Origin of the sequence: Stutzerimonas decontaminans (assembly GCF_000661915.1) — a bacterium.
GTDB classification, from domain to species: Bacteria; Pseudomonadota; Gammaproteobacteria; order Pseudomonadales; family Pseudomonadaceae; genus Stutzerimonas; species Stutzerimonas decontaminans.
Genome location: NZ_CP007509.1, coordinates 1,345,876 through 1,369,344, shown reverse-complemented (window position 1 = coordinate 1,369,344; position 23,469 = coordinate 1,345,876). Strand labels below are relative to the sequence as shown.

Below are 23,469 nucleotides of genomic sequence, written 5' to 3'. Positions count from 1 at the left end.
CGCAACATGCAGTAATCAGTAAAGCGCAGGCCCGCCTTGCAGATCGTTCTGCAAGTGGGTCCTATCTGTAGCTCCTGATAGCGAGACCCTCACCTTGCAGCGCTTCTTCCTGTTCCGCAGCAAAGCCCGGCGGATTTGCCTGTTGCTGATTACCCTGTTCGCCGTCGGCCTTCCGGTGGGCTGTTCGGTGCTCGAACAGAAAGAGCGCGAGCTGGTGTTCCGTATCGAACCGGGCACCGCGTCCTGGTTCAGCGGGCTGCCGCGTGGCATCGAAGAGTTGCAGCTGACAGATTCGGCGTTCGGCGACCAGCAGAACATCCACGCCTGGTGGTGGCCGGCCGCCGACGCCGATGCGCCGGCGCTGCTCTATCTGCACGGCGTGCGCTGGAACCTCACCGGCCATCTGTTCCGCCTGGAGCAGCTGCGCGCGCTGGGATTCTCCGTGCTGGCCATCGACTACCGTGGCTTTGGCCAGAGCCTTGGCGACCTGCCATCGGAGCGCAGCGTCTATGCCGATGCCCGCATCGGTTGGGAGCGCCTGAAGGAACTGCAACCGGACGCCAACAAGCGCTTCATCTACGGCCATTCCCTCGGCGGCGCGGTGGCCGTCGACCTGGCAGCGGAGCTGGGCCAGCAGGCCGAACGCGACGATGCACCGGCCGAGGCGCGCGCGCTGATCATCGAGTCGACCTTCACCTCGCTGGCCGACGTGGCGACGGTGGTGTCCGACACCACGCTGCCGGTGCGCTGGCTGCTGTCGCAGAAATTCGACTCGGTGAACAAGATCGACCAGATCGGCATGCCCCTGCTGGTGGTGCACGGCACCGAAGACCGCTATGTGCCGCCACGCTTCAGCGAGCAGCTGTACCAGGCGGCGCGCCAGCCCAAGCAACTGCTGCTGGTCGAGGGCGCCACGCACAACAACAGCCTGCGCGTGGCGCTCGGTGCCTATGGCCGTGCGTTGCAGGCGCTGCTGGAATCCGGCGAGCAGCGCCTGGGTGCCGCGCAGCCGCCCCAGGCAAAAGCAGCGGAGCGCGGCTAGCCAGCCTTAGCGCTTGGCCTCCAACCCTTCGAGCAAGGCACGGTGAAACGCTTCCGGCGCCTCGACCTGGGGCGAATGCCCCAGATCGGGGAAGGCCACCAGCTTCGCCTGCGGAATCATCGCCGCTGCCTGACGGCCCAGCTCCGGATAGTTGCCCAGGCGCTTGGCAACATCATCCGGCGCACGATTGGCGCCCGGCGCGGTGCGATCCAGACCACCAATCAGCAACAGCGTCGGCGTGGCAATGCGTGGAAACTCATGGATGACCGGCTGAGTGAAGACCATCTCCGAGGTCTGCGCCTGGTTCCAGGCGACCTGCTCCTTGCCATCTCCGGCGTACATTCCGGCGAGCATTTCCACCCAACGGTCGTACTCCGGCTTCCAGTTGCCGTTGTAGTAGAACTTCTGCTGGTAGGCCTTGATGCTGTCGAAATCGGTCTTGAGTTCCGACTGATAGAGCTGATCGATCGAGGCGTAGGGCACACCCTCGGCCTGCCAGTCCTCCAGGCCGATGGGGTTGACCAGCACCAGCTGCTCGGCCCGCTGCGGGTAGTTCAGCGCCAGCCGCGCCGCCAGCATGCCGCCCATGGAATGGCCGATCACCGTCACCTGCTCGATGCTCTCCTGCTCCAGCAACTCCTGGGTGTTGTGCGCCAGCTGGGCGAAGCTGAACTGGTAACCCTCGGGCTTGCTCGAGCTGCAGAAACCGACCTGATCGGGAGCGATGACCCGGTAGCCGGCCTTGCTCAACACCTCGATGGTGCGCTCCCAGGTCGCCGCGCAGAAGTTCTTGCCATGCAGCAACAGCGCGGTGCGGCCGTTCGCCTTGCCCTGCGGCTCGACGTCCATGAAGGCCATCTGCAGCGCCTTGCCCTGGGACTCGAAACGGTAATGCTTGAGCGGATGCGGATAGCTGAAGCCTTCCAGCTGCGGACCGTAGGTCGTTCGACTTTCGGCCAGCAGCGGCAGGCTGAGGGATAGACCGGCGGCGAGCGCCAGGGCGGACACGGCTGTTTTCACGCGCGACTCCTTGTTCAGTACGGATCAGGGAAAGCCCGTACATAGGAATGCGCTGGTAGCGTCAGGTTCGCGGTCGGATTGCGACATCGCATGTCCCGACCGCGTCGCCTTTACAGACGGAAGCGCCCGACCAACTGGTTGAGCTGCGTTGCCAGGCGTGCCAGTTCGTCACTGGCCACCGAGGTCTGCTGCGCACCGGTGGCGCTCTGTTCGGAGATGTCGCGGATGGCCACCAGATTGCGATCCACTTCCCGCGCGACCTGTGCCTGTTCCTCGGCAGCGCTGGCGATCACCAGGTTCATCTCGTTGATCTGCCCGACGCGCTCGGCAATCAGCCCCAGCGCCTGATCCGCTTCGCCGGCCATGGTCTGGCTGCGCGAGGCGAATTCACTGCTCTGCTGCATGTCGCGCACCGATTGATCGGTCGCGCTCTGGATCGCGCCGATCATGCGCTCGATCTCCTGAGTCGAGCTCTGGGTGCGCTGCGCGAGGTTGCGCACCTCGTCGGCGACCACCGCAAATCCACGTCCGGCTTCGCCGGCCCGCGCCGCTTCGATGGCGGCGTTGAGCGCCAGCAGATTGGTCTGGTCGGCGATCGCACGGATCACATCCACCACCTGGCCGATGCTCGCCGCCTCCTCGGCCAGCCGGGTCACGGTTCCGGCGGTCTGCTGCAGCTTTTCGCTCAGTTGGTCGATGGTCTGCCGCGTGGCGGTCACCTGCCGGCGTCCATCGTCAGCGACCGTCTCGGCATCGCGCGAGGCATCCGAAGTGCGGTTGGCATTGCCGGCCACTTCGTCTACCGCGGCGGACATCTCGGTGACCGCGGTAGCGGCCATCTGCACTTCCTCGTTCTGCTGATGGATGCCCTGCGCGGTGTGCTGGGTAACCGCGTGCAGCTCTTCGGCAGCGGAAGCCAGCTGGGTCGCCGAGCCCTGAATGTCCTGCAGGGTATCGCGCAGGGTGTGCTGCATCTGCCGGATCGACTGCTGCACCTCGGTGATTTCGTCCTTGCCGCGGCATTCGATGGTGCGGCTCAGATCGCCGGCCGCGACCGATGCAGCGGCCTGCTTCAGCTCTTCCAGCGGGCGGCTGATGCTGCGTAGCAGCACCAGAGCAAACAGGCCGCCGCCGATCAGCAGCGCCAGCAACAGGCCGATATTCAGCACCCGGTTGCGCTCGTACAGCGCCACTGCCTGATCGTATTCGGCCTTGGCCTCGCCCAGCTGCAGATGAATCAGCTCGCTGAAGCCTTCGGAGATGGGGTCGATCAGCGGATACAGATCATTGATGACGAACGCAGCCAGGCGCTTCTCGCTGTGGCGATCGAAGATACGCTCAAGGTCATCGAGCGGGGTCTCGGCCTTCTGCATCAACGCCTCGATGCGCACCGATACCTGGCGTTCTGCGTCGATCAGCTTGGTGCTCATGAAATCGCCCCAGAGACGGCGGATCTCCGCACGTGCTGCTCGCACGTCGTCCCGCGCCTGTTGGTAGCTGAGCATCCCGCTGCGCGACTTGTGCGTGGCGTCGACGATCTTCACCGCGTAGAGATCGGCAATCAGCTTGAGGTCACGCAACGGCACCACGCGGTCGAGGTACACGGTATTCAGGCCGGCGACGCTGCGCTGCTGCGCGTTCAGACCGGTCAGGCCGATGACCAGGCAGGCGGTCAGCATCGCCCCGACCAGAATCAACAGGCGGGCTCGGATAGTCAGTTGCTGCATCATTCGTTCTTTCCATATGGCGTGCCGGCTCTGAGGGCGGCAATTGGCAAGTAAGGCATCAGTGTCGAATGGTTCGCGCCGACGTTGGGGCGTCGGTCTGTAGTCCCTTTGCGGAACCTGCAAGCAATGAGGTAGCGAGGCACATTGTTGTTGAATCCCCGAAACGCTTGGTCATCCGATAGAGGCCAGATGCCAGCGCCTATATCTATCGGCTGTGACAGCCGTCTCTTTAGCAAACGCCTGCTGCAATAGCCGTTCCAGAGCGGCTGCCAATACGACCAGCAGTCCGCCCGCGGTTTTCTGGCAGGCGCAACGCACGACGAATTGCAGGTTGCAATCTCCAAGAATCAGCCGATGCAGGCGTCCGGTATGCGACTAATGGCGCAGCGCAGACTGTGCGCTGCTGCACAACGTCCAGATCAACAGGTGGTACCTTCGCGCCCCACAATTTTCAGCTAGGGACCAGTCGTGAAAACGCTCATTCGGACCGCCATTCTGGCGCTGACCACCATCGTTGCCGGCCATGCTCTGGCCGACGCCCAGCCATCACGCAACCTGGCCGAGGCGGTAAAAAACTTTTCCGACTACAACAACCGCCTCGAACAGGCCATGGCGCAGGGCCTGACACCCGAGAGCATGGCGCAGATCCACGAGCTGACGTACACGCTGAAAGACGCGCTGGACAAGATCAACGAGGAGATGGGCGACCTGACCGACACCCTCGAGGAAATCCACATCGCCTCGGAAGCGAAGGATGCCGAAGAGGTCGAAAGCCACACCACCGACTACCTGAAAACCGCGCGGACGGTTATCAAGTAACCGCTATTCTCCCGGCGCTCACGGCTCCACCGGGATGATGTCGAAGCCGATGCGGTTGTCGCTGATGACACGAAACTCCAGCGTCTGCCCCGCTTGCACCTGCGCCAGTTTCTCGCGGCGCAGGCTCAGCTTGCCGCACAGCGTATCGTCCAGCGGATCGGTGCCGATGCTGACGATCCGCGCGCCGGCCGGCACCTGAAAACGCACCACCTCGCCGACATGGATGCGCGCAGCCAGCTCACGGTCGATCAGCACGGCGATATAGCAGCCGCCACCGCGCAAGCCGAAATCCCGCGTCACCACCACCTCACCGGCATTCTCCAGCGCCTGCTGGTAGGCCAGCACCCGCTCGGCCGTCACTGGAACGATGTCCTCGGCATCGGGCTGCCAGGATGAACAGCCAGCCAGCGAAAGCAGTGCGGCGAACGCAAGAATTGGGCGCATGTGAACTCCTTGTCCGGGAAGGGATGGCGAGCCGTGGCAATCGAGCATGCCAGAGCGACGGATGATTGCTAGAGTCAGGTTCCAGTTTTTGACCACGGCGCTCTTAACGTGAACGGTTCGGACGATAGCCAACCCCGCTTCTGGCGCGATGCCGCCCTGCCCTTCCTCGAGGCGCGTGCCGTCGCCGACGGGCGCAAGGTCTGCTATGCGCCGCATTGCCATGAGACCTTTTCGATCGGCGCGATCACCGCCGGCGCCAGCACCTACTTCAACGGCGACGCCCAGGAACGAATCGCCCGCGGCACGCTGGTGCTGATCAATCCACAGACCGTGCATGCCTGCAATCCTATCGATGGCCGACCCTGGTCATACCTGATGTTCTACGTCGACGTGTGCTGGCTGGGCGCGTTGCAGCATGAGCTGGGCGTCAGCAGCGACGGTCACTTCATTCCCTACGCGCCGATCCAGAGCCTCGACCAAACGCTGTTCAACGGGCTGACCCAGCTATACGCCACGCTGCTCGACCAGCAGGCGGACACGCTGCACAAGCAGAGCGCCGCGGTGGAATATTTCACGCTATTGCAGCAGACGCTGGCGCCCGCCCCGACTCAGCCATATGCCGAGCCGTTGCAGCAGCTGAGCCGCGCTGCCGAGTACATCGCCGAACATTGCACCGAGGCGCTGCGCCTGGAAGACATCTGCCAGGCCGCGGAGCTTTCGCCGTCCTACCTCATCCGCACGTTCAAGCAGCACTACGGCATGACCCCGCATGCCTATCTGCTCAACCGCCGCATCCAGCGCAGCCAGCACTGGCTGCGCCAAGGTCTGGACCTCGCCGAGGTCGCGCTGGCCGCAGGCTTTGCCGATCAGGCGCACTTCCAGCGCACCTTCAAGCGCCAGCTCGCCGCGACGCCCGGACAGTATCGCGACCGGGCTGCCCGCAACTAACCCAACACGAGATAAAGCGCGCTGCCGGCCAGCAATAGCGCCATCGTCCGGTTCAACCAGCGCACCCGCGCAGGCACCTGCAGGTAGCGACCGAGAAAGACACCCGCGCCGGCCCAGCAGGCAATCGACGCATAGCAGATGAGGAAGTACAGAGCGGCGAACAGCCAGACCCGCTGCACATCGCCGTTCGCCGCGAACAGGCCCATGCCGGCAACGGAGGCCAGCCAGGCCTTGGGGTTGAGCCACTGCATCAGCGCCCCATCGAGCAACGAGGGGCCACCGCTGGCGGCGGCGGGTTCCAGCCGACCATCATCCGCAGCCAGCCGCCAGGCCATATACAACAGGAAGGCCACGCCGCCCCACTGGATGCCGCGCATCATCATCGGCGCACGTTCCAGCAGCTCGTACAGGCCGAGGCCGATGAGCAGCAGCAACAAGGTGAAACCGATGGTTGCACCGGCGATGTGCCGCGCACTGGCGCGAAAGCCAAAACGCGCGCCGCAGTTGAGCGCCACCAGATTGACCGGCCCCGGGGTGATCGAAGAGGCCAGCGCGAACGCGGCCATCGAAAGATAGAGTTCCATAAGCACTGCTCGCCAATCGAAAGAGGCTGCAGGCTAGCGGCTCAGGCGAGTCGTCTTATTGAAGGAAATTGCCCTGCCTGAGCTACAGGTGATGGCTGCCGGGATACGGCCGCTCCTCCTCCACCTCACCGTCGCGACCAATGACTTCGACCGAGGCCGTACGCCCCTCCATGAAGGCATCGAGTGCGCTGTACATCTCGTCCTTGGTAAGGGTGCGCAACACGGTTTGCTGCGATTGCTGGTCTTGCAGCTCCCAGCCCATTTCGGTAGGCCTGACTTGATAGATGTTCATGACGATTTCTCTGGCATGGATAACCCGCTAACGGAGCGGGACCGAATGGATGACGACTAACCCGGTTGGCTGGAGCCATCGCGACCCTGAATATCCGGGTCGTCCGGCAGCACTTCGGGCTCGTCGGGGTCATCCTGTGGCGACGGTTGGTCGTCGAAGTCTGGGTCTTCATCAGGGTTCTTCTCACCGGCATCGGTCATGGTGATATCGGGCTCATCGTCCGCTTTCCGTTCATCCGGGTTCATGGCTGCCTCGAATCTCGCTGGTGGTTGGTATCGATTGGAGGGGGGAATCGACACCTCGTTCGTATCACGATGTGCCGGCGGTCCGATGCTTGCCGCCGACAGCGGATACCACCCGAACAAGTAAACGAGGGCCGTCTCGCCGGCTAAGCGCAAGGCGCGACCATCCAACCGATTGCACTGCCGGTTCCGCTCAACCACACTGCCCACTCACACCCAACCGCAGTCGGAGATTCCATGCAGACACTCACCCCACAATCCCGCGCGGCCATTCTCGAAAACCCGGAAGCCCTGGAATGCACCCTGTACCGCCCCGACGAATATGACGAGGAAGCGGAAGAGCAGGACCTGGGAGACGCGCGCATTATCATCAGCGGCCCCTTCGAGGCGCCCGCCGAATGGGATGCCAAGGACCGTGACGACTACTTCGACGGCACCGCGCCGGAAGCCTTCGTCGTCGCCCGCATCGCCTGCCAGGCAGCACCTGATTCCGGCGTTTACTTCACTGCCGTGCCCGGCGACTACGCCGCCGTCACGGAACGCCCGGGCCAGGTATCGATGTTCTATGTATGGGACTGCCTGAACGATGCCGAAGGCCAGTACGTGCTGATCCGCGAGGAAGAGGACGACGAGGTCTGATCCACCGCCGACGATCACACCGACCGGGCGAGCCCCGGTGGATGTGGCAGGCGACATCCACCCTACGGATCGGCAACATCCGTAGGGTGGCAACGGCGCAGCCTCGCCCATGCGAGCAATCTCACCGGCCTTATGCAAGCCGCCGAGCGGTTCCTCCGCAGGCGCACCTCACACCAGCCAGCCCGAACGTTTTCCGATCCGCTTCACTGCGCCTTGGACGCAAGCGCCGACCTCAGGGTCTTGCTTCACTGTCTACTCGGTAGACACTCCATTCGCCCACCATCAACGAGGACCTGCATGCGTTCCTTGATCAGCGCCTGGCAATCACCGGTTTCGCGCATGAAGCTGGTCGCCAGCCTTCTGTTGTTGCTGGCCGCCCTGCTCTACATCGTCGCGACGCGCTTCGAAGCCAGCCATCCGGCCTGGGGCTACGTCGCCTCATTCGCCGAAGCCGCGATGATCGGCGCAATTGCCGACTGGTTTGCCGTCACCGCGCTGTTTCGCCACCCGCTGGGCCTGCCGATCCCGCACACGGCGATCATCCCGCGCAGCAAGGCGCGCATTGGGCAGAACCTGTCCAGTTTTATCACCACGCATTTCCTCGCCACGCCACTGGTGCTGGCCAAGCTGCAGGAACTCGACATTGCCTCGCGCCTGGCCGGCTGGCTGCGCCATCCAAGCAATGCCGAGGCAGTCGGCCGCAGGCTCACCGGCGTCGCGCACTTCGGCATCGCCGCACTGCATGACGAGCGCGTGCGCGCCTTCGTCGAGGCCAAGGTGACCACGCGGCTGCGCAAATTCGACCTCTCCACACCGCTGGCCCAGGCGTTGCGCGTACTGACCAGCCAGGGTCGGCATCAGGCGATGCTCGACGAGCTGTTGATCCGCCTCGATTCGATCATGCAGGACGAGGAAACGCGCGCGCTGGTCGCCGATGCCATCAGCCGGGAAATCCGCACGCTGCGCTACCTCGGCCTGAGCCGGCCGGTGAGCGGCTGGTCGGCAAACAAGTTCGTCGATGGCCTGTCCGCATTGATCGCCGAGATCGCCGCCGACCCCGAGCACCTGATCCGCCAGCGCTTCGACGAGCACGTCAGTGAATACATCGAGCGCCTGGAGCAGGACCCGCAATACGCCCTGGAAGTCGAGCGCATCCTCGCGCAGCTCCTCGAGCACCCGGCCACCAGCGCCTATTTCGGCAACCTCTGGCAGGAACTCACGGCCTGGCTGGAAAACGATCTGGCCAGCGACGACTCACGCATCGGCCGACGCATCGTCAGCCTCTGTCGCGGCCTCGGCGACGGCCTGGCCGCTGACGATTCCATGCGCAACTGGATCAACGAGCAGCTGCTGGCCGCCGCGCCCAGCCTGCTGGAGCGCTATCGCGGGCAGATCGGCGCCTATATCGCCCAGCGGGTGGAGAACTGGGAAAGCCGCGAGCTGGTCGAGCAGCTGGAACAGAGCGTCGGCAAGGACCTGCAGTACATCCGCATCAACGGCACGCTGGTTGGCGGGCTGGTCGGCCTGGCGCTGCATGCGCTGACGCAGCTGCTGACCGGTTGAAAGCCGCTCAGGCGCTGCGCTGACGCTCGCTCAGCTGGCTGAGGTTGACGGCGCTGCCGGGCGGCTCATCGCTGCGCAATGTCGCCGGGGCGCCGCTCAGGTACCACAGGCGATTGGCCAGATCGTCGGCATCGCGCGGATCGTGGGTCACGCAGATCATCGCCATGTCCGGTTGCCGGTCCAGCAGGCGGGCGATCAGGCCGCGCAGCTCGGCGGCGCGCTCGGCATCCAGCGAGGCGAAGGGTTCGTCGAGCAGCAACAGATCCGGCTTGATCGCCAGGCAGCGCGCCAATGCCGCTCTGCGCGCCATGCCCAGCGAGAGCTGATCCGGCAGGCTGTCAGCCGCACCACTCAGCCCTACCTCGGCCAGCAGCCGCTCGATCTCCGCTGCGTCCGCGCCGACCAGCGCCAGGTTCTGCCGCACCGTGCGCCACGGCAGCAGACGATGCTCCTGAAACAGGTAGCCAACGCGCAATCCGGCGCGCTGCGCAATCATCGGCCGCACCTGCGGATCGAGTCCGGCGATACCGTTGAGCAGCGTGGTCTTGCCGACACCGGACGGCCCGAGCAGACAGATGCGATCGCCTTCGCGCACCTGCGCATCGATCACGCCCAGCACGGCGTGACGGCCATCCAGGCGCAGCTCAAGCATGGCGTACACCCGCTTCGCGCCAGGACGATGCGCGCCGCTCCAGCGGCTGCAACAGCGCCAGTTCGATCAGCTGGACTACGGCGATGAACGCCAGGCTGTAGGCGAGGATGCTCGCCACGTCGAACACCTGAAAGGCCATATGCAGTTGAAAGCCGATGCCATCCGAGCGCCCGAGCAGCTCGACCACCAGCACGATCTTCCAGATCAGCGCCAGCCCACCGCGGGTGGCGGCCATCAGGTAGGGAAACAGCTGCGGCAGCCAGACATGCCTGATCCGCTGCCAGCGGGTGAAGCGGTAGACCAGGGCCATCTGTTCCAGCTTGGGATCGATACTGCGGGCGCCCTCGCGCACGGTGACGGCCACGTTCGGCACCTTGTTGATCACCACCGCCAGCACCGCCGCGGCTTCGACCAGGCCGAACCAGACATAGAGCAGGATGATGGTGACCAGCGCCGGCAGGTTGAGAAACAGCACCAGCAGCGGATCGAGCACCGCATTGGCCAGCCGCGAGCGGCCCATCCACACGCCGAGCAACGTGCCCAGCGCCATCGCCAGCACGAAGGCGAACAGCACTCGGCGCAGGGTAACCAGCAGATGTTCCGGCAGCTCGCCGCTCCGTGTGGCCTGCCAGAAGGTGTCGAGCACGGCGGCCGGGCTCGGCAGCAGCGGCGTCTGCACCACCAGCGCAATCAGCGTCCAGAGCGCCACCGCGCATGGCAGGGCGATCCAGCAGGCCCAGCGCGAGCCGTTCATGGCGTGCTCCGGAACGACGCGGCCGGCATCAGCTTCGCCGGATCGGCACCGGTGAGGGTCAACAGTCGCTGCAGGTCGGCGATACGCGGTTCATCCAGCGGCTGCGGGATACCGGCGAGGAAACTGTCGCGCAGCGCGGCGAACACACCATCCTCGTCGGCACGCATCAGCGGGCGGAGCGCCTGCCAATGCGCCGGATCGCTGGCGAGCTGGCGCTTGGTCTGGCTCAGCGCCGTGGCGAAGCGCTGCAGCAGCTCTTCATGCTCGACGGCCCAGGCTTCCGGGAACAGATAGCCGAGCACCGGCAGGTGCGGATCAATCTCCAATGATCGGAGCAGATCATCGAGAGCGAACGCCACCTGCACGCCACCCTCGCCACGCATGCGCGCGGAGAAGTGCCAGAAGGTCAGCAGCGCATCTACCTGACCACGGCGCAGGGCCTGGCTGAGCAGGGGCGGCGCGGCGTATTGAACAGTCGCCTGTTTGGCCAGAACGATTCCGCTCTTGGCCGCGGCATGCTGCAGCAGCAGCCAGCCCAGCCCGTCCGGCCCGCCCGCGACGCCGATGCGCTTGCCGCGCAGGTCGGCCGGCGTGCGGATGGCGCTGCCTTCGGGCACCAGCACTTCGCCGATCTGCGAGGAAAACGGCAGGTAGCGATAGGCCGTGCCGGCCTGGTAACGCGCCTGCGCCCAGAGCAGATCGCTCACCGCGCCGTCGACGCTGCCGCTGGTCAATGCCAGCCGCGAGGCCGGCGCATCGGCCACCAGCCGCACCTTCAGCTCGAAGCCGTTGGCACGGTCCAGCCCCTGGCGCTTGAGATGCTCGAGTTCCCAGTGCGGCGTGCCGAACTGCAGCACGCTGAGGGTCAGCACCGGCAGCTCCTGCGCCTGCGCCCACAGGGGCAGCAACACAAGCGCCAGCAGCGCACGGCGAGTGCGCAGAATGAAGGGGATGAGGAAGGGCAATGAAAGCATCATGCCCGCAGGGTACGAAGCCCCCAGGCGGGCACGAATTGTACTTTGGTGTCTGTTGGCTGCTGCGATGGTCGCAGCGGGCTTGACCCCGCCACGACATCGCAGCCTGGCTCAGCCCTGCGCGGCGATACGCTGCTGCAGGCGCGCCTGAAGCTTTTCCAGCTCGGCCGGATCGGCCTTGCCGGCGGCGTGGATACCGAGCCCTTCGCCCGAGTAGCGCGGCACGATATGCACGTGGATGTGGAACACCGTCTGCCCGGCCGGCGCGCCATTGAACTGCGCGACCTGCACGCCATCCGGCTGCAGTTCGTCGACGATCACCCGGGTGAGCTTCTGCACTACGGCCATGACCTTGGCCAGCGCCCCGGTATCCACATCGAGGATGTTGCAGGCCGCCGAGCGTTTGGGAATCACCAGCGTGTGGCCGAAGGACTGCGGGAACAGGTCGAGGAAGGCCAGCACGTCATCATCCTCGTAGAGCTTGTAGCAAGGGGCATCGCCACGAATGATCTGGGCGAAGATGTTCTGCGGGTCATAGGGCGTGGTCAGGGACACCTGGAGTTCTCCGGCAAGTGGAAAAGGCAACCTTAGCATTCTCCGCGCGGCTGCGACCGGTGCAGCGATGCTTCGGAACGTTGCGGGCCTGGCGGCGCTCTCAAGCTCATCACCCCGTGATCCGAGGTTATTCCGATGCACGTACGCGCCGTCGCACCGATTGCAGCTGCAGTCGCGCTTTGCCTCTCTTCCCTGTCCGCCATCGCTGCCGAAATCAAGCCCACCGAACTGCTCGAGCAGGCCAAGGCCGAACAGAGCGCCTATATCGAGACCGTCAAGCAACTGGTCGCGGTGGATACCGGCACGGGGCAGGCGGCGGGCTTGGCCACGGTCAGCCAAATGCTGGTCGAACGCCTGCAGGCGCTGGGTGCCGAGGTCAGTACCAGTCCGGCGACGCCATCAGCCGGTGACAACATCGTCGGCACCCTGAAGGGCAACGGCAGCAAGGACTTCCTGCTGATGGTGCATTACGACACGGTGTTCGCCGAAGGCACCGCCGCGGAGCGCCCGTTCCGCATGGACGAGCAGCGCGCCTACGGCCCCGGCGTGGCCGATGCCAAGGGTGGCGTGGCGATGATCCTGCACGCGCTGGAGCTGCTCCAGGCGCAGCAGTTCGACGCCTACGGCACGATCACCGTGCTGTTCAATCCGGATGAGGAAATGGGCTCGGCCGGTTCGAAGAAGATCATCGCCGAACTGGCCCGCAAGCATGATTACGTCTTCTCCTACGAGCCGCCGGATCGCGATGCGGTGACCACCGCCACCAATGGCATCAATGCGGTGATGCTGGAGGTGAAGGGCAAATCTTCTCACGCCGGCTCCGCGCCAGAGGACGGTCGCAACGCCGTGATGGAGCTGGCGCATCAACTGGTGCAGCTCAAGGATCTGGGCGATCCGGACAAGGGCACCACGGTGAATTGGACCATGATTGCCGGCGGTGAGAAGCGGAACATCATCCCGAACAAGGCGACCGCCGAAGCGGACATGCGCTACTCCGACATCAGCGAGACCGAACGCGTGCTCGCCGATGCGCAGAAGATCATCGAGAACAAGCTGATCGACGACACCCGCGTCGAGCTGCGCGTCGACCAGGGCCGTCCACCGCTGGCGAAGAATCCGGCATCGGAGCGCCTGGCCGAGACCGCGCAACGCCTGTATGGCGAGATCGACCAACGCATCGAGCCGATCGCCATGCGCTTCGGCACCGATGCCGGTTACGCCTACGTGCCGGGTAGCGACAAGCCGGCCGTGCTGGAAACCATGGGCGTGGTCGGTGCCGGGCTGCACTCGGAAGACGAGTACATCGAGCTGTCGAGCATCGCGCCGCGGCTGTACCTGACGACGGCGATGATTCGCGCGCTGTCCGCCGAGCAGGCGCCCTGACCGACCAGTGCTATGCACGGAACGCACGGCCTCCCCTCCGATGCGGCACAATCGCGCCTTCGCGAGCCGTCATCCGGAGGGAGCATCATGCAGCTGGCCAGGATCGAACAATTGCTCATCGGCAAGGCCGTAGCCTATACCCGCCCCGGCAGCCGCAGCGCCATCGCCAAACAGCCGGTTGAAGGCGCCGTCGCGGTTGGCGTCGAGGGGCTGGCCGGCGACGAACAGGGGGATCGGCGGGTTCACGGCGGCCCGTACAAGGCGGTCCACCATTACCCGTTCGAGCACTATCGCAATTGGCGCGAACAACTCGGCGACTCGCCGCTGCTGCAGCAACCCGGCGCCTTCGGCGAAAACATCAGCACCCGTGGACTCGTCGAGGCCGATCTGTGCCTGGGTGATGTGCTGCGTTGTGGCGATGCGTTGCTGCAGGTCGCCCAGAGCCGGCAGCCGTGCTGGAAGCTCAACGATCGGTTCGGCGTCGCGGACATGTCCCTGCGCGTGCAGCAGAGCGGCATGACCGGCTGGTACTACCAGGTACTGCAGCCCGGCCAGTTGCAGGTCGGCCAGCCGCTGGTGCTGGAGCAGCGGCCGTTTCCGCGCTGGCCGCTGACGCGGGTAATGGATGTGCTTTACCGGCGCACACTCGAGCGGGACGCGCTGCTGGAACTGGCCGAGCTGCCGCTGGTGCCGAACTGGCGCACGCTGGTGGAGCGTCGGCTGCAAGCGAACACCGTCGAGGACTGGAACAAGCGCCTGTACGGCGCGACCGATGCCTGAGCAATAGCGACGTCATCAGCAACCCGAATCGCCGACCGTCCGGCTGCTATGCAGTAGGCGAAACGCCGTGCTGCGGGTATCTTCGCCACCTCTCATCACAGGACCACCCGCTCGATGCTTCGCCTTCTCACGCTCTGCGCACTGGCGCTGTTCGCCTGCACCGCCCACGCCAAGGTCGAGGTATTGCTGCTGGAGCATGAAGGCCAGGGGCAGGTGCTGGTCGCGCGGGTCACCGAGCAGATCGCGCCGGGTGACTACGAGGCGCTGCTCAAGGGCATCATGGCCCACCCTGGCAAACACGCGCGCAAGCTGCTGATCCTCGACAACATCGGCGGCAGCGCAGCGGAAGCCATGCGCATGGGCTATCTGCTGCGCGAGACGGGTTTCGACGCCCTGGTACCAGAGGCGGCGGTCTGCCAGGGCAGTTGCATCTACCTGCTGGCGGCCGGCCGCCAGCGCACCGTGCGCGGCCATGTCGGCCTGCACCGGCCCTACGTCGCCAACGGCGAGTCGGCACTGTCCATCGGACAGCGACCGCACCGCGCGCCGCGCATCTATTTTCGGGACATGGGCGTCAACACGCGGCTGGCGGACGACATGCAGCTGATCGAACCGTGGCGCATGCGCGTGCTCACGCAGCGAGAACTGGCGCGCTATCGGCTGCGCTGACGTGCGTCATGCACTGCACTACGGCACTCCCCTCCTCGCGCTGCTGGCGGGACTGGCAGCAGGATTGATCGATGCCTCCGCTGCGCTGGCGACTCTGGCATTTGCCGGGTGGCTGATAGTGCAGCCACGTCTGCCTGGACAGTTGTGGTTGTTCGGCGCACTGCTCGGCTCCCTGTTGCTCGCTGCGCATCTGCTGCCCGGCTTCACGCCATTGCCGATCGGGCCGCCGCAGGACCTCGGCGGCGCAGCGCCCTGGCAATTGCGCATCAGCCCGGACAAGGCGATGGTCGCCGCGCTGCTGCTGGCCTGGTGGCTGGACCAGCCGCGAACGGCTTGGCGCTCGATCAGCCTTACTGTGCTCGCCTCGGGCGCCAGCCTGATCTTCGTACCGCTGCTCGCGCTGGCCTTTGGCGTGCTGGACTGGCAGCCGAAATGGCCGGCGCTGTTCCTGCCTTGGCTGCTGATCAACCTGGGCATCACCTGCCTGGCCGAAGAGCTGATCTTTCGCAGCCTGCTGCAGCGTGAACTGGTCCGCCGCTTCGGTGCGGCCATCGGCATCGGCCTGGCGTCCGTCCTGTTCGGCGCCGCGCACCTGCCGGCCGGCGCGGGTTTCGCCGGACTCGCCACACTGGCAGGGCTCGGCTATGGCCTGGCCTTCCACTACGCCGGTGATCGGCTGTGGGTGGCGGTGCTGCTGCATGGTGCGGTCAACAGCCTGCATATCCTTCTGCTGACCTATCCGCTGCGCTGATACACAAAATTTTATCGCCCTGTCGATTTCCCCCGCGCCCGTTCGACCAGTGATCGGAGCCGGCGGAAATTGCCGTATGCCCGTCTAGGCTCTTTCCATTCCACTGAAGGAGTCCACCGATGCGTTTCATGGTGATGATCAAGGCCACCCCGCAAACCGAAGCCGGCGAGATGCCCAGCGAGGACGTTCTCATGGCGATGGGCCGCTACAACGAAGACCTGGCCAACGCCGGCGTACTGCTCGGCGGCGAGGGTCTGCAGCCAAGCCGCAAGGGCGCGCGGGTCCGTTTCAGCGACGGCCAGTGCAGCGTGGTCGACGGCCCGTTCGCCGAAACTCGCGAGCTGATTGCCGGCTACTGGCTGTTCCAGACCGCCTCGTTGCAGGAGACCATCGACTGGATCAAGCGCTGCCCGCAATCAGCCATCGGCGACGCGGAAATCGAGATTCGCCAGATATTCGAAGCGGAAGACTTCGGCGCCGAGTTCACCCCCGAACTGCGCGAGCAGGAAGAACGCCTGCGCGCACAACTCAACCACTGACTGCAAGGAGCAAGCCATGAAGATCACCACCTACCTGACCCTCGACGGCACTACCCGCGAGGCGTTCACCTTTTATAAAGACGTGCTGGGCGGCACGCTGAAAATGATGACCTTTGCCCAAGCACCCGATGCCGAGCAGTTTCCCGCCGAGTATCGCGAACGAATCATGCACGCCTGCCTGAACCTCGGCGACGGCGTGCTGATGGCTTCCGATACCTTGCCCGGTACCTGCGGCGGCGGACCGTATGAAGGCATCAAGGGTTGCTCGGTATCCCTGCATCCGACCAGCGTGGACGAAAGCGAAAAGCTGTTCGCTGCACTGGCCGAGGGTGGCACGGTGGTCATGCCGCTGGAGAAAACCTTCTGGGCCGAGCGCTTCGGCATGCTCACCGACCGCTTTGGCGTGTCGTGGATGATCAATTGCGAGCAGGGCTGAGACGATCGGCCTTTTTCACACAGAGTGACCATCGTGGTTGATTCGCGTTTGGAGAGGTAGCGACTTTTGTTATAACGTATCGCACCTTTCGGCGGGCGCAGCGAGTCTGCGCCCGCATTGCGATCATCCTGCTGTGAGCCGTTAATGCCCTCCCCCGATCTCACTTCGCCAGCCGCGGCGCGCCTGCAATCCATCGACGCGCTGCGCGGCCTGGTGATCCTGTTCATGCTGCTGGATCACGTTCGCGAAACCTTCCTGCTGCATATGCAGGTGCCCGACCCGATGGATGTGGCGGTCACCGAGCCGGCGCTATTCTTCAGCCGCACCCTGGCGCATCTCTGCGCGCCGGTATTCATCTTCCTCACCGGTCTGTCGGCCTTCCTTTATGGCGAAAAGCACCAGGACCGCCGCGCGGTATCGAGCTTTCTGCTCAAGCGCGGGCTGTTCCTGGTGGCCCTCGAGTTCACTCTGGTCAACTTCGCCTGGACGTTCCAGTTCCCGCCTCAGGTGATCTATCTGCAGGTGATCTGGGCGATCGGCCTGAGCATGCTGGCGCTCTCGGCGCTGCTCTGGTTGCCGCGTCCTGCGCTGATCGTGCTGGGACTGGTGATCATCGGCGGGCATAACCTGCTCGATCCGCTGCAGTTCGCCGCCGACTCTGCGCTTCACGTGCCATGGGCGATCCTGCACGACCGCGGCTGGATCGAGGTTTCGGAAAACCTGCGGCTGCGCACTTCCTATCCGCTGCTGCCGTGGATTGGCGTGATCGCCCTTGGCTACGCTGTCGGGCCCTGGTTCGCCAGGAACGCCGACCCCGAGCGACGCCAGCGCTACCTGGGCGGCTGGGCTCAAGGTGCCCTGCTGACCTTTGTTCTGCTGCGGCTGGTCAACAGCTACGGTGAGCAGCCTTGGGTCGTCGGCGAGGACGGCCTGCGTACGCTGATGAGCCTGTTCAACGTCACCAAATACCCGCCGTCGCTGCTGTTCCTCTGCCTGACGCTGGGTTGCGGCCTGCTGCTCCTGCGTTACTTCGAACGCAAGCAGGGCCGCGCCTGGCTGCGACCGCTCAGCGTGTTCGGTGCCGCACCGATGTTCTTCTACCTGCTGCACCTGTACGTGCTGAAGCTGCTCTACATCGCTGCCGTGGCGATCTGGGGTTTGAACCACGGCAATCACTTCGGCTTCGACGCCGTATGGCCGCTATGGCTGTGCACCGTGGCGCTGGCGGTGGTGCTGTTCCCGGCGGTGCGCTGGTTCGCCGAACTCAAGGCTCGCCGCCGGGATATCACCTGGCTCAAATACCTCTGACCCGGCCCCGCAAAACCGAGGGCGTCAGGAGCTTGCACTGGCAGAAGCACCCCGTCGGGTAGCCGTCGATCTGGGAAAATGTGAACAGCTTGGCAAAGTGCCATCATTGAATGATCATAGCCACTCTCACGTTTACCTCGGGGGAGTCGGCCGCACGCCATCGCCGCCTGCCCGGCCCGGTTCAGCACGGCCGGCCCGCCCCCAGCTACCTGATGGCACGAGAACACTATGTCGCCCTTTCGTCTCGCTGTTTGGCCATTCGCGCTGATCGCTGCCGTTTTCACGCCATTCGCCTGCGCACTCGGGCTGGGCGAGATCAGCCTGCATTCAGCGCTGGCCGAGCCGCTGAAGGCCGACATCGAGCTGCTCGATGCACGCAACCTGAACAGCGATGAAATCAAGGTACGCCTCGCCCCGAGTGATGTCTTCGCTCGCGCTGGCGTCGAGCGCCCAGCCTTTCTGGCAGGTTTGAGTTTCCTGCCGGTGCTCGAACAGGGCAGGCAACGCATCCGCGTGACTTCCACTGCCCCGGTGAAAGAGCCCTATCTGAATTTCATCGTCGAGCTGACGCTGCCGGGGGGCCAGCTGTTGCGCGAATACACACTGCTGCTCGATCCACCGCTGTACCAGCCGGAGCTGTCGGCACAGCCACAGGCCCAACCAGAGGCGCCGCGAATCGCACGCACTTCGCCCGCCAGGACAGAAGCCGCCGTGCCGCTGCCAGCCGCCGTGCAAGGCAAACGCTATCGGATCATGCCCGGCGACAGCCTGTGGAGCATTTCCGGCAGACTGGGAAATGCGGCCACGGTCTCCCGCGAAGCATTGATGGCCGATCTGTACGGGCTCAATCCCGCTGCATTCATCAATGGCGATCGCAATCGCCTGCGGGTTGGTAGTGAGTTGCTGCTGCCTGACAGCGTCGAGCCTGGTGAAGTCGTCGCGCTGCAACCAGCCGCACAAGCGCAAGCTCGCACCACGGCAGAGCCTGCGGCGCCACAGGCGGCATTGCCCGAAGCTCGGACCGAAGCGCCTGCGCTGCAGGATCAAGGCCTGATGAATGTACTCAGGCAACTGGAGGCCCAGGTGTTGAGCCTGCAGGCGCAGATGGATGAACAGAATCGCCTGCTGGCCGAAGCGCAGAGCACCCTTGCCCAGCGCCAGGCGGGCGCGTTGGCCGTTGATGCCCCGGCACAGGACGCAGAACCAATAGCCACAAATCAGGCCGAGCCGACCCGACAGGCAAAGCCGCAGGTGGTCCCTGTACAACCGCCAGCGATGACATCGCCAACGCAGGAAGAAAGTACCGGCAGTTCGTGGCTGGTTCCGTCCCTGGGATTGCTGGCATTGCTGGCATTGCTGGCAGGCTGGCTGCTGTATCGTCGTCGCGCCACAGCCGTGGTCGTCACGAACGAACCCCGTCCGGCCCAGGCGAAACGTGCCGCAGCGTCCTATCCGGACATCAACCCGTTCCAGCGCAACGTTCTGGATGTGACTGAGATGTCGCTCGACGAGTACCTTGATCGCTCACCCGCCACGCCTCCAGCCGTGACCCTCGTCGCAGCGCAGCCGCAATCTACGCCCCAACCGGTGCACTTGCTCGACGACATGATCGCCAGCCTGCCGGACGACCTCGATGCACTGACCGAGCCTGCTGCCGCAACGGAGGCCGACCTGCGAGAGCGTCTCGAAGAGGCGGCCGCCTGCATCGACCGCGGCGAGATCGAACAGGCAACTCGCGTGCTGGTCGCCCTGCTCGACCAGAGCGATCGGGATGACCGCCGCTTTATCAGCGAACAGCTGGCGCGGATCGCCTGACACCGGTCTGCTCCGCGCCGCCAGCGCTCCAGCAGGCCATGCCACCGTTCTTCTATTAGTCGCCCGGCGCTCCCGGCAACAGCGAACCAGGCGCCAGTCGCATGAGCTGACAAGGCGAGAACCGACGACAGGCCGGCGGCTGCCAGCCGTGGTGGTACGGCATACTAGCCAGCCCAACCAGGAGAACATGCCCCGTGGATCTTCTCTTTCTCGGCACCTCATCCGGCACGCCCACCCGGGCCCGCAACGTCACCGCCCTGGCCTTGCTGGAGGACACCGGCAAGAGCTGGTACCTGATCGACTGTGGCGAAGGCACCCAGCACCGGCTGCTGCGCACGCCGCTGTCGCTACATGACCTGCGCGCCATCTGCATCACCCATGTACATGGCGACCACTGCTACGGCTTGCCCGGTCTGCTCGCCAGCGCAGGGATGATGGGGCGCAAGGCCGCACTGACGATCATCGCGCCGCAGGGCATCGAAAGCTGGGTGCGCGCGACGCTGGAGATGAGCCAGAGCTGGCTGGGCTACGACCTCGAATTCCACGCGGTCGAATCGCTGGGCGAGTGGCGCAATCTGAACATGCGCATCGAGGCCACCGCCCTGTCCCACCGCGTGCCCTGCTACGGCTACAGCTTCACCGAGGCCCGCCCAGATCCGCGGCTGGACATCGAGCGCCTCGAACGCGACGGCGTGCCCCGCGGCCCGCTCTGGGGCCAGCTGGCGCGCGGCTTCGACATCGAGCACGAAGGCCGGATGCTGCGCAGCGCCGATTACCTGAGCTTCAGTCGTGCGCCGCAACGCATCGTCATCGGCGGCGACAATGATCGTCCCGAACTGCTTACCGACGCCTGCCGCGGCGCCCAGTTGCTGGTGCACGAGGCGACCTACACCGAAGCGGTGGCCAACGGCGCACGCAACGACTTCGGCCACAGCACCGCGGCATCGGTGGCGCGCTTTGCGCAAGCGGTCGGCCTGCCGAATCTGGTGCTGACCCACTTCAGCGCGCGCTATCAGAAGAACGCTGGGCGTGGCCACTCGATCAACGACCTGTGCGCCGAAGCCAGCGCCCTTTACGCCGGTAGGCTGCTGCTTGCCGAAGACTTCATGCGCCTGCACCTCGGCAAGGACGGCCAGCTGACGCCCGTCGAGCCACCCAGCCCGCGCCAGCCGCGCTGAGCACCGTAAAGTTCGTCAGCAAACGCGGCGTCTCCAGTCCGGGTGACTACACTGGCTGCTGCACCCGCTGTCAGCGCAAACACCCAGCATCGCTTTCGATACTCGACGGAGCCGCCGATGGAACGTCTTACCGCGAAAGACTTCGCCCCCGAACTGCTCGAGCTCTACGACTTCTACGTCCACGGCAAGCTCAGCCGCCGGGAATTCCTCGACCGCGCCGCGGCCTTCACGCTGTGCAGCATGACCGCCGTGGCGGTGCTCGATACGCTCACGCCCAACTACGCGCTGGCCCAGCAGGTCGCCTTCACCGATCCCGACATTGCCGCCGAATACATCAGTTACCCGTCACCCAACGGCCACGGTGAAGTGCGCGCCTATCTGGTCCGTCCGGCCAAGGCCGAGGGCAAGCTGCCAGGTGTTGTCGTCGTCCATGAAAACCGCGGCCTCAACCCGTACATCGAAGACGTGGCGCGGCGCGTGGCCAAAGCCGGTTTCATCGCCCTGGCGCCGGACGGCCTGAGTTCGGTCGGTGGTTATCCCGGCAATGACGACAAGGGCCGTGAACTGCAGGCCGCGGTCGACCCGCAAAAACTCATGAACGACTTCTTCGCCGCCATCGAATGGCTGATGGCCCATGAAGCCACCACCGACAAGGTCGGCATCACCGGCTTCTGCTACGGCGGTGGCGTCGCCAATGCGGCCGCGGTCGCATACCCGGAACTGGCGGCGGCAGTGCCGTTCTACGGCCGCCAGGCCAATCCGGCGGATGTGGAGAAGATTCAAGCACCGTTGCTGTTCCAGTTCGCCGAACACGACGAGCGCGTCAATGAAACCTGGCCCGCCTATGAAGCTTCGCTCAAGGCGGCCGGCAAGCACTACGAGGCCTACATCTACCCGGGCACCCAGCATGGCTTTCACAACGACAGCACCCCGCGCTACGACGAGCAGGCGGCTGAGCTGGCCTGGCAACGCACCATCGCCTGGTTCCAGCGTTATCTGAGTTGATGCGCTCCTGCCGTAGCGGGCCATGCCGCCAGGCTCCAACCCTGCGCTGACCTGATTTGCCTCCAGAACGCCCGCGCGTTGTGCCGCGCATCAGTGCGGCTTTCGGCTGCATTGCCTGCCCGAAGGCTGCAGCGCACTGCCGATACATCCGTCACTGCATGTTGACGTTTACGTAAAAGACCAGTACTGCTATGTGATCCGCACCGCTCAGGAAAGCCCCCCATGACCACTAGCGCAACGCTCGGCAACGCCCCGGCAGACCTCTGGGTACAGAGCACGCATGGGCAGATGTTCGTCCGCAGCTGGTTCCCCGACGCCGGCGCGCTGCGTCCGAACTGCGCACCGATCCTGCTGCTGCATGAGTCGCTCGGCTGCATCGAACAGTGGAAGGATTTCCCCGCCGCGCTCGCCCAGGCTACCGACCGCACGGTGGTCGCCTATGACCGGCTGGGCTTCGGTCGCTCCGACCGCTTGACCGCCCCGCCCGCGCCGACCTTCGTCGAGGATGAAGCGGCACAAGGCTTCACCCATGTACTGGAACATCTGGGTATCGAGCGCTTCGTGGTACTCGGTCACAGCGTCGGCGGCAGCATGGCGGTGCACTGCGCGGCGCAATATCCCGAAGCCTGCCAGGCGATGATCACGATGTCGGCGGTCACCTTCGTCGAACCACGTACCCTGGAAGGCATCCGCGAAGCCAAAAGCTGGTTCGCCGACCCTGCACAACTTCAGCGCCTGCGCCGCTACCACGGCGACCGAAGCGACTGGGTACTCAACGCCTGGACCGACACCTGGCTCGCGCCCGACTTCGCCTCCTGGACCCTCGCCCACGCCTTGCCTCGAGTCCGCTGCCCGGCACTGGCCATCCATGGCGACAACGATGAATTCGGCTCCGAACGCCACCCGCAACTGATCGCCCAGCACGCCGGCGGCCATGTCGAACAGGCGCTGCTGCCCGACGTCGGCCACGTGCCGCATCGCGAGCAGCCGGAAGAAGTGTTGAAGCGGGTTGGACGGTTTTTGCAGACGATGGGGTGAGGCGTTACGTTCCCCAAAATCTTATCGAAACAGAGCATTCGAAGAGGATGTATCTGGAAGGCCAGTCCGCAGCAGGACTGCATTGTCGAGCTAGGGAAGGATTAGCGGCTATCGAGCAAGAGCGGTCGGTCAGCAGCATCAGTACTGTGGTCTATCCTTGATTTTCCATTGGTGACTATATTGAACCTAACATTCAGGTTGGTGCCGCTGAGCGCGGTCCCGAGCGAGCGGCCTTGCTTGTTAGGCACGGGCATCGAGTAGGACGCAGGTAATGAAATACCGCATTGCGGCCAACCCGCAGCGGCCCTGCGG

26 protein-coding genes are annotated in these 23,469 nt (G+C 64.8%); 16 read left to right on the top strand and 10 right to left on the bottom strand.

Going from position 1 to position 23,469, the window contains the following annotated elements; all coding sequences use genetic code 11:
- Positions 1–94: 94 nt before the first annotated feature.
- Positions 95–1,042: an alpha/beta hydrolase gene (locus UIB01_RS06335; protein ID WP_038657925.1), complete on the top strand. Its 948-nt coding sequence runs from the start codon at positions 95–97 to the stop codon at positions 1,040–1,042.
- A 6-nt stretch (positions 1,043–1,048) separates the two neighbouring features.
- On the opposite strand, the gene UIB01_RS06330 is transcribed toward UIB01_RS06335, so the two are convergent.
- Both UIB01_RS06330 and UIB01_RS06325 read right to left on the bottom strand, forming a co-directional pair.
- Positions 1,049–2,062, bottom strand: coding sequence for an alpha/beta fold hydrolase (locus UIB01_RS06330; RefSeq protein ID WP_038657923.1), 1,014 nt, complete (start codon positions 2,060–2,062; stop codon positions 1,049–1,051).
- 110 nt (positions 2,063–2,172) lie between these two features.
- Positions 2,173–3,792 (bottom strand): methyl-accepting chemotaxis protein, encoded by a 1,620-nt coding sequence (locus UIB01_RS06325; protein ID WP_038657921.1) that lies wholly within the window; start codon positions 3,790–3,792, stop codon positions 2,173–2,175.
- A 465-nt stretch (positions 3,793–4,257) separates the two neighbouring features.
- On the opposite strand from UIB01_RS06325, the gene UIB01_RS06320 reads away from it, so the two are divergent.
- On the top strand, positions 4,258–4,608 hold the full coding sequence (locus UIB01_RS06320; protein WP_038657919.1) for a DUF6746 family protein: 351 nt from the start codon (positions 4,258–4,260) through the stop codon (positions 4,606–4,608).
- An 18-nt stretch (positions 4,609–4,626) separates the two neighbouring features.
- On the opposite strand, the gene UIB01_RS06315 is transcribed toward UIB01_RS06320, so the two are convergent.
- Complete coding sequence (locus tag UIB01_RS06315) at positions 4,627–5,052, bottom strand: protein-tyrosine phosphatase family protein (RefSeq protein WP_038657917.1); 426 nt, start codon at positions 5,050–5,052, stop codon at positions 4,627–4,629.
- Between the two features lie 108 nt (positions 5,053–5,160).
- On the opposite strand from UIB01_RS06315, the gene UIB01_RS06310 reads away from it, so the two are divergent.
- Positions 5,161–6,000, top strand: a complete 840-nt coding sequence (locus UIB01_RS06310) for an AraC family transcriptional regulator (RefSeq protein WP_038657915.1) — start codon at positions 5,161–5,163, stop codon at positions 5,998–6,000.
- Here UIB01_RS06310 and UIB01_RS06305 read toward each other — a convergent pair.
- The 3 genes from UIB01_RS06305 to UIB01_RS06295 all read right to left on the bottom strand — a co-directional run bounded on the left by UIB01_RS06305 (position 5,997) and on the right by UIB01_RS06295 (position 7,121).
- Positions 5,997–6,584 (bottom strand): LysE family translocator, encoded by a 588-nt coding sequence (locus tag UIB01_RS06305; RefSeq protein WP_038657913.1) that lies wholly within the window; start codon positions 6,582–6,584, stop codon positions 5,997–5,999. The two genes, UIB01_RS06310 and UIB01_RS06305, sit on opposite strands and share 4 nt — an antisense overlap.
- An 82-nt stretch (positions 6,585–6,666) precedes the next feature.
- Positions 6,667–6,876 carry a hypothetical protein gene (locus UIB01_RS06300; protein ID WP_038657911.1) on the bottom strand — a complete coding sequence of 70 codons (210 nt, stop codon included), beginning with the start codon at positions 6,874–6,876 and terminating at the stop codon, positions 6,667–6,669.
- Positions 6,877–6,932: 56 nt separating this feature from the next.
- Positions 6,933–7,121, bottom strand: coding sequence for a hypothetical protein (locus tag UIB01_RS06295; RefSeq protein WP_038657908.1), 189 nt, complete (start codon positions 7,119–7,121; stop codon positions 6,933–6,935).
- 234 nt (positions 7,122–7,355) lie between these two features.
- Here UIB01_RS06295 and UIB01_RS06290 point away from each other — a divergent pair, with 234 nt between their 5' ends.
- Together UIB01_RS06290 and UIB01_RS06285 are read left to right on the top strand one after the other, a co-directional pair.
- Positions 7,356–7,757 (top strand): hypothetical protein, encoded by a 402-nt coding sequence (locus UIB01_RS06290; protein ID WP_038657907.1) that lies wholly within the window; start codon positions 7,356–7,358, stop codon positions 7,755–7,757.
- A 297-nt stretch (positions 7,758–8,054) separates the two neighbouring features.
- Positions 8,055–9,320 carry a DUF445 domain-containing protein gene (locus UIB01_RS06285; RefSeq protein ID WP_038657905.1) on the top strand — a complete coding sequence of 422 codons (1,266 nt, stop codon included), beginning with the start codon at positions 8,055–8,057 and terminating at the stop codon, positions 9,318–9,320.
- Positions 9,321–9,327: 7 nt separating this feature from the next.
- Here UIB01_RS06285 and UIB01_RS06280 read toward each other — a convergent pair whose 3' ends face one another.
- The 4 genes from UIB01_RS06280 to UIB01_RS06265 form a co-directional block, all read right to left on the bottom strand.
- The gene (locus tag UIB01_RS06280; protein WP_038665446.1) at positions 9,328–9,972 is read right to left on the bottom strand and encodes an ABC transporter ATP-binding protein; all 645 of its coding nucleotides are present in this window, start codon (positions 9,970–9,972) and stop codon (positions 9,328–9,330) included.
- The gene (locus tag UIB01_RS06275; RefSeq protein WP_038657903.1) at positions 9,965–10,726 is read right to left on the bottom strand and encodes an ABC transporter permease; all 762 of its coding nucleotides are present in this window, start codon (positions 10,724–10,726) and stop codon (positions 9,965–9,967) included. Before UIB01_RS06275 ends, UIB01_RS06280 begins: the two co-directional genes overlap by 8 nt.
- A complete protein-coding gene (locus tag UIB01_RS06270) occupies positions 10,723–11,703 on the bottom strand; it encodes an ABC transporter substrate-binding protein (RefSeq protein WP_180983552.1) in 981 nt (326 codons plus the stop codon). Before UIB01_RS06270 ends, UIB01_RS06275 begins: the two co-directional genes overlap by 4 nt.
- Positions 11,704–11,811: 108 nt before the next feature.
- Complete coding sequence (locus tag UIB01_RS06265) at positions 11,812–12,255, bottom strand: HIT family protein (protein ID WP_038657899.1); 444 nt, start codon at positions 12,253–12,255, stop codon at positions 11,812–11,814.
- A 135-nt stretch (positions 12,256–12,390) separates the two neighbouring features.
- Between UIB01_RS06265 and UIB01_RS06260 the strand changes: the two genes are divergently transcribed.
- From UIB01_RS06260 to UIB01_RS06210, 11 genes are all read left to right on the top strand, one after another.
- Positions 12,391–13,638, top strand: coding sequence for a M20/M25/M40 family metallo-hydrolase (locus UIB01_RS06260; protein ID WP_038657897.1), 1,248 nt, complete (start codon positions 12,391–12,393; stop codon positions 13,636–13,638).
- A gap of 87 nt (positions 13,639–13,725) precedes the next feature.
- Positions 13,726–14,418, top strand: coding sequence for an MOSC domain-containing protein (locus UIB01_RS06255; RefSeq protein WP_038657895.1), 693 nt, complete (start codon positions 13,726–13,728; stop codon positions 14,416–14,418).
- 114 nt (positions 14,419–14,532) lie between these two features.
- Positions 14,533–15,087, top strand: coding sequence for a COG3904 family protein (locus UIB01_RS06250; RefSeq protein ID WP_038657893.1), 555 nt, complete (start codon positions 14,533–14,535; stop codon positions 15,085–15,087).
- Between the two features lies 1 nt (position 15,088).
- Positions 15,089–15,838, top strand: coding sequence for a CPBP family intramembrane glutamic endopeptidase (locus tag UIB01_RS06245; protein WP_038657891.1), 750 nt, complete (start codon positions 15,089–15,091; stop codon positions 15,836–15,838).
- 119 nt (positions 15,839–15,957) lie between these two features.
- Positions 15,958–16,377, top strand: a complete 420-nt coding sequence (locus tag UIB01_RS06240) for a YciI family protein (protein WP_038657889.1) — start codon at positions 15,958–15,960, stop codon at positions 16,375–16,377.
- A 16-nt stretch (positions 16,378–16,393) separates the two neighbouring features.
- Entirely contained in the window at positions 16,394–16,813 is a 420-nt protein-coding gene (locus UIB01_RS06235; protein ID WP_038657887.1) for a VOC family protein, read from the top strand.
- A 144-nt stretch (positions 16,814–16,957) separates the two neighbouring features.
- Positions 16,958–18,121 carry an acetyltransferase domain-containing protein gene (locus tag UIB01_RS06230; protein WP_038657885.1) on the top strand — a complete coding sequence of 388 codons (1,164 nt, stop codon included), beginning with the start codon at positions 16,958–16,960 and terminating at the stop codon, positions 18,119–18,121.
- A 228-nt stretch (positions 18,122–18,349) separates the two neighbouring features.
- A complete protein-coding gene (locus UIB01_RS06225) occupies positions 18,350–19,936 on the top strand; it encodes a type IV pilus assembly protein FimV (protein WP_038657883.1) in 1,587 nt (528 codons plus the stop codon).
- 194 nt (positions 19,937–20,130) lie between these two features.
- Entirely contained in the window at positions 20,131–21,114 is a 984-nt protein-coding gene (locus UIB01_RS06220; RefSeq protein WP_038657881.1) for a ribonuclease Z, read from the top strand.
- 117 nt (positions 21,115–21,231) lie between these two features.
- Positions 21,232–22,119, top strand: a complete 888-nt coding sequence (yghX, locus tag UIB01_RS06215) for a YghX family hydrolase (RefSeq protein ID WP_038657880.1) — start codon at positions 21,232–21,234, stop codon at positions 22,117–22,119.
- Positions 22,120–22,341: 222 nt separating this feature from the next.
- Entirely contained in the window at positions 22,342–23,157 is an 816-nt protein-coding gene (locus tag UIB01_RS06210; RefSeq protein WP_038657877.1) for an alpha/beta fold hydrolase, read from the top strand.
- The last annotated feature ends 312 nt before the right edge of the window (positions 23,158–23,469 follow it).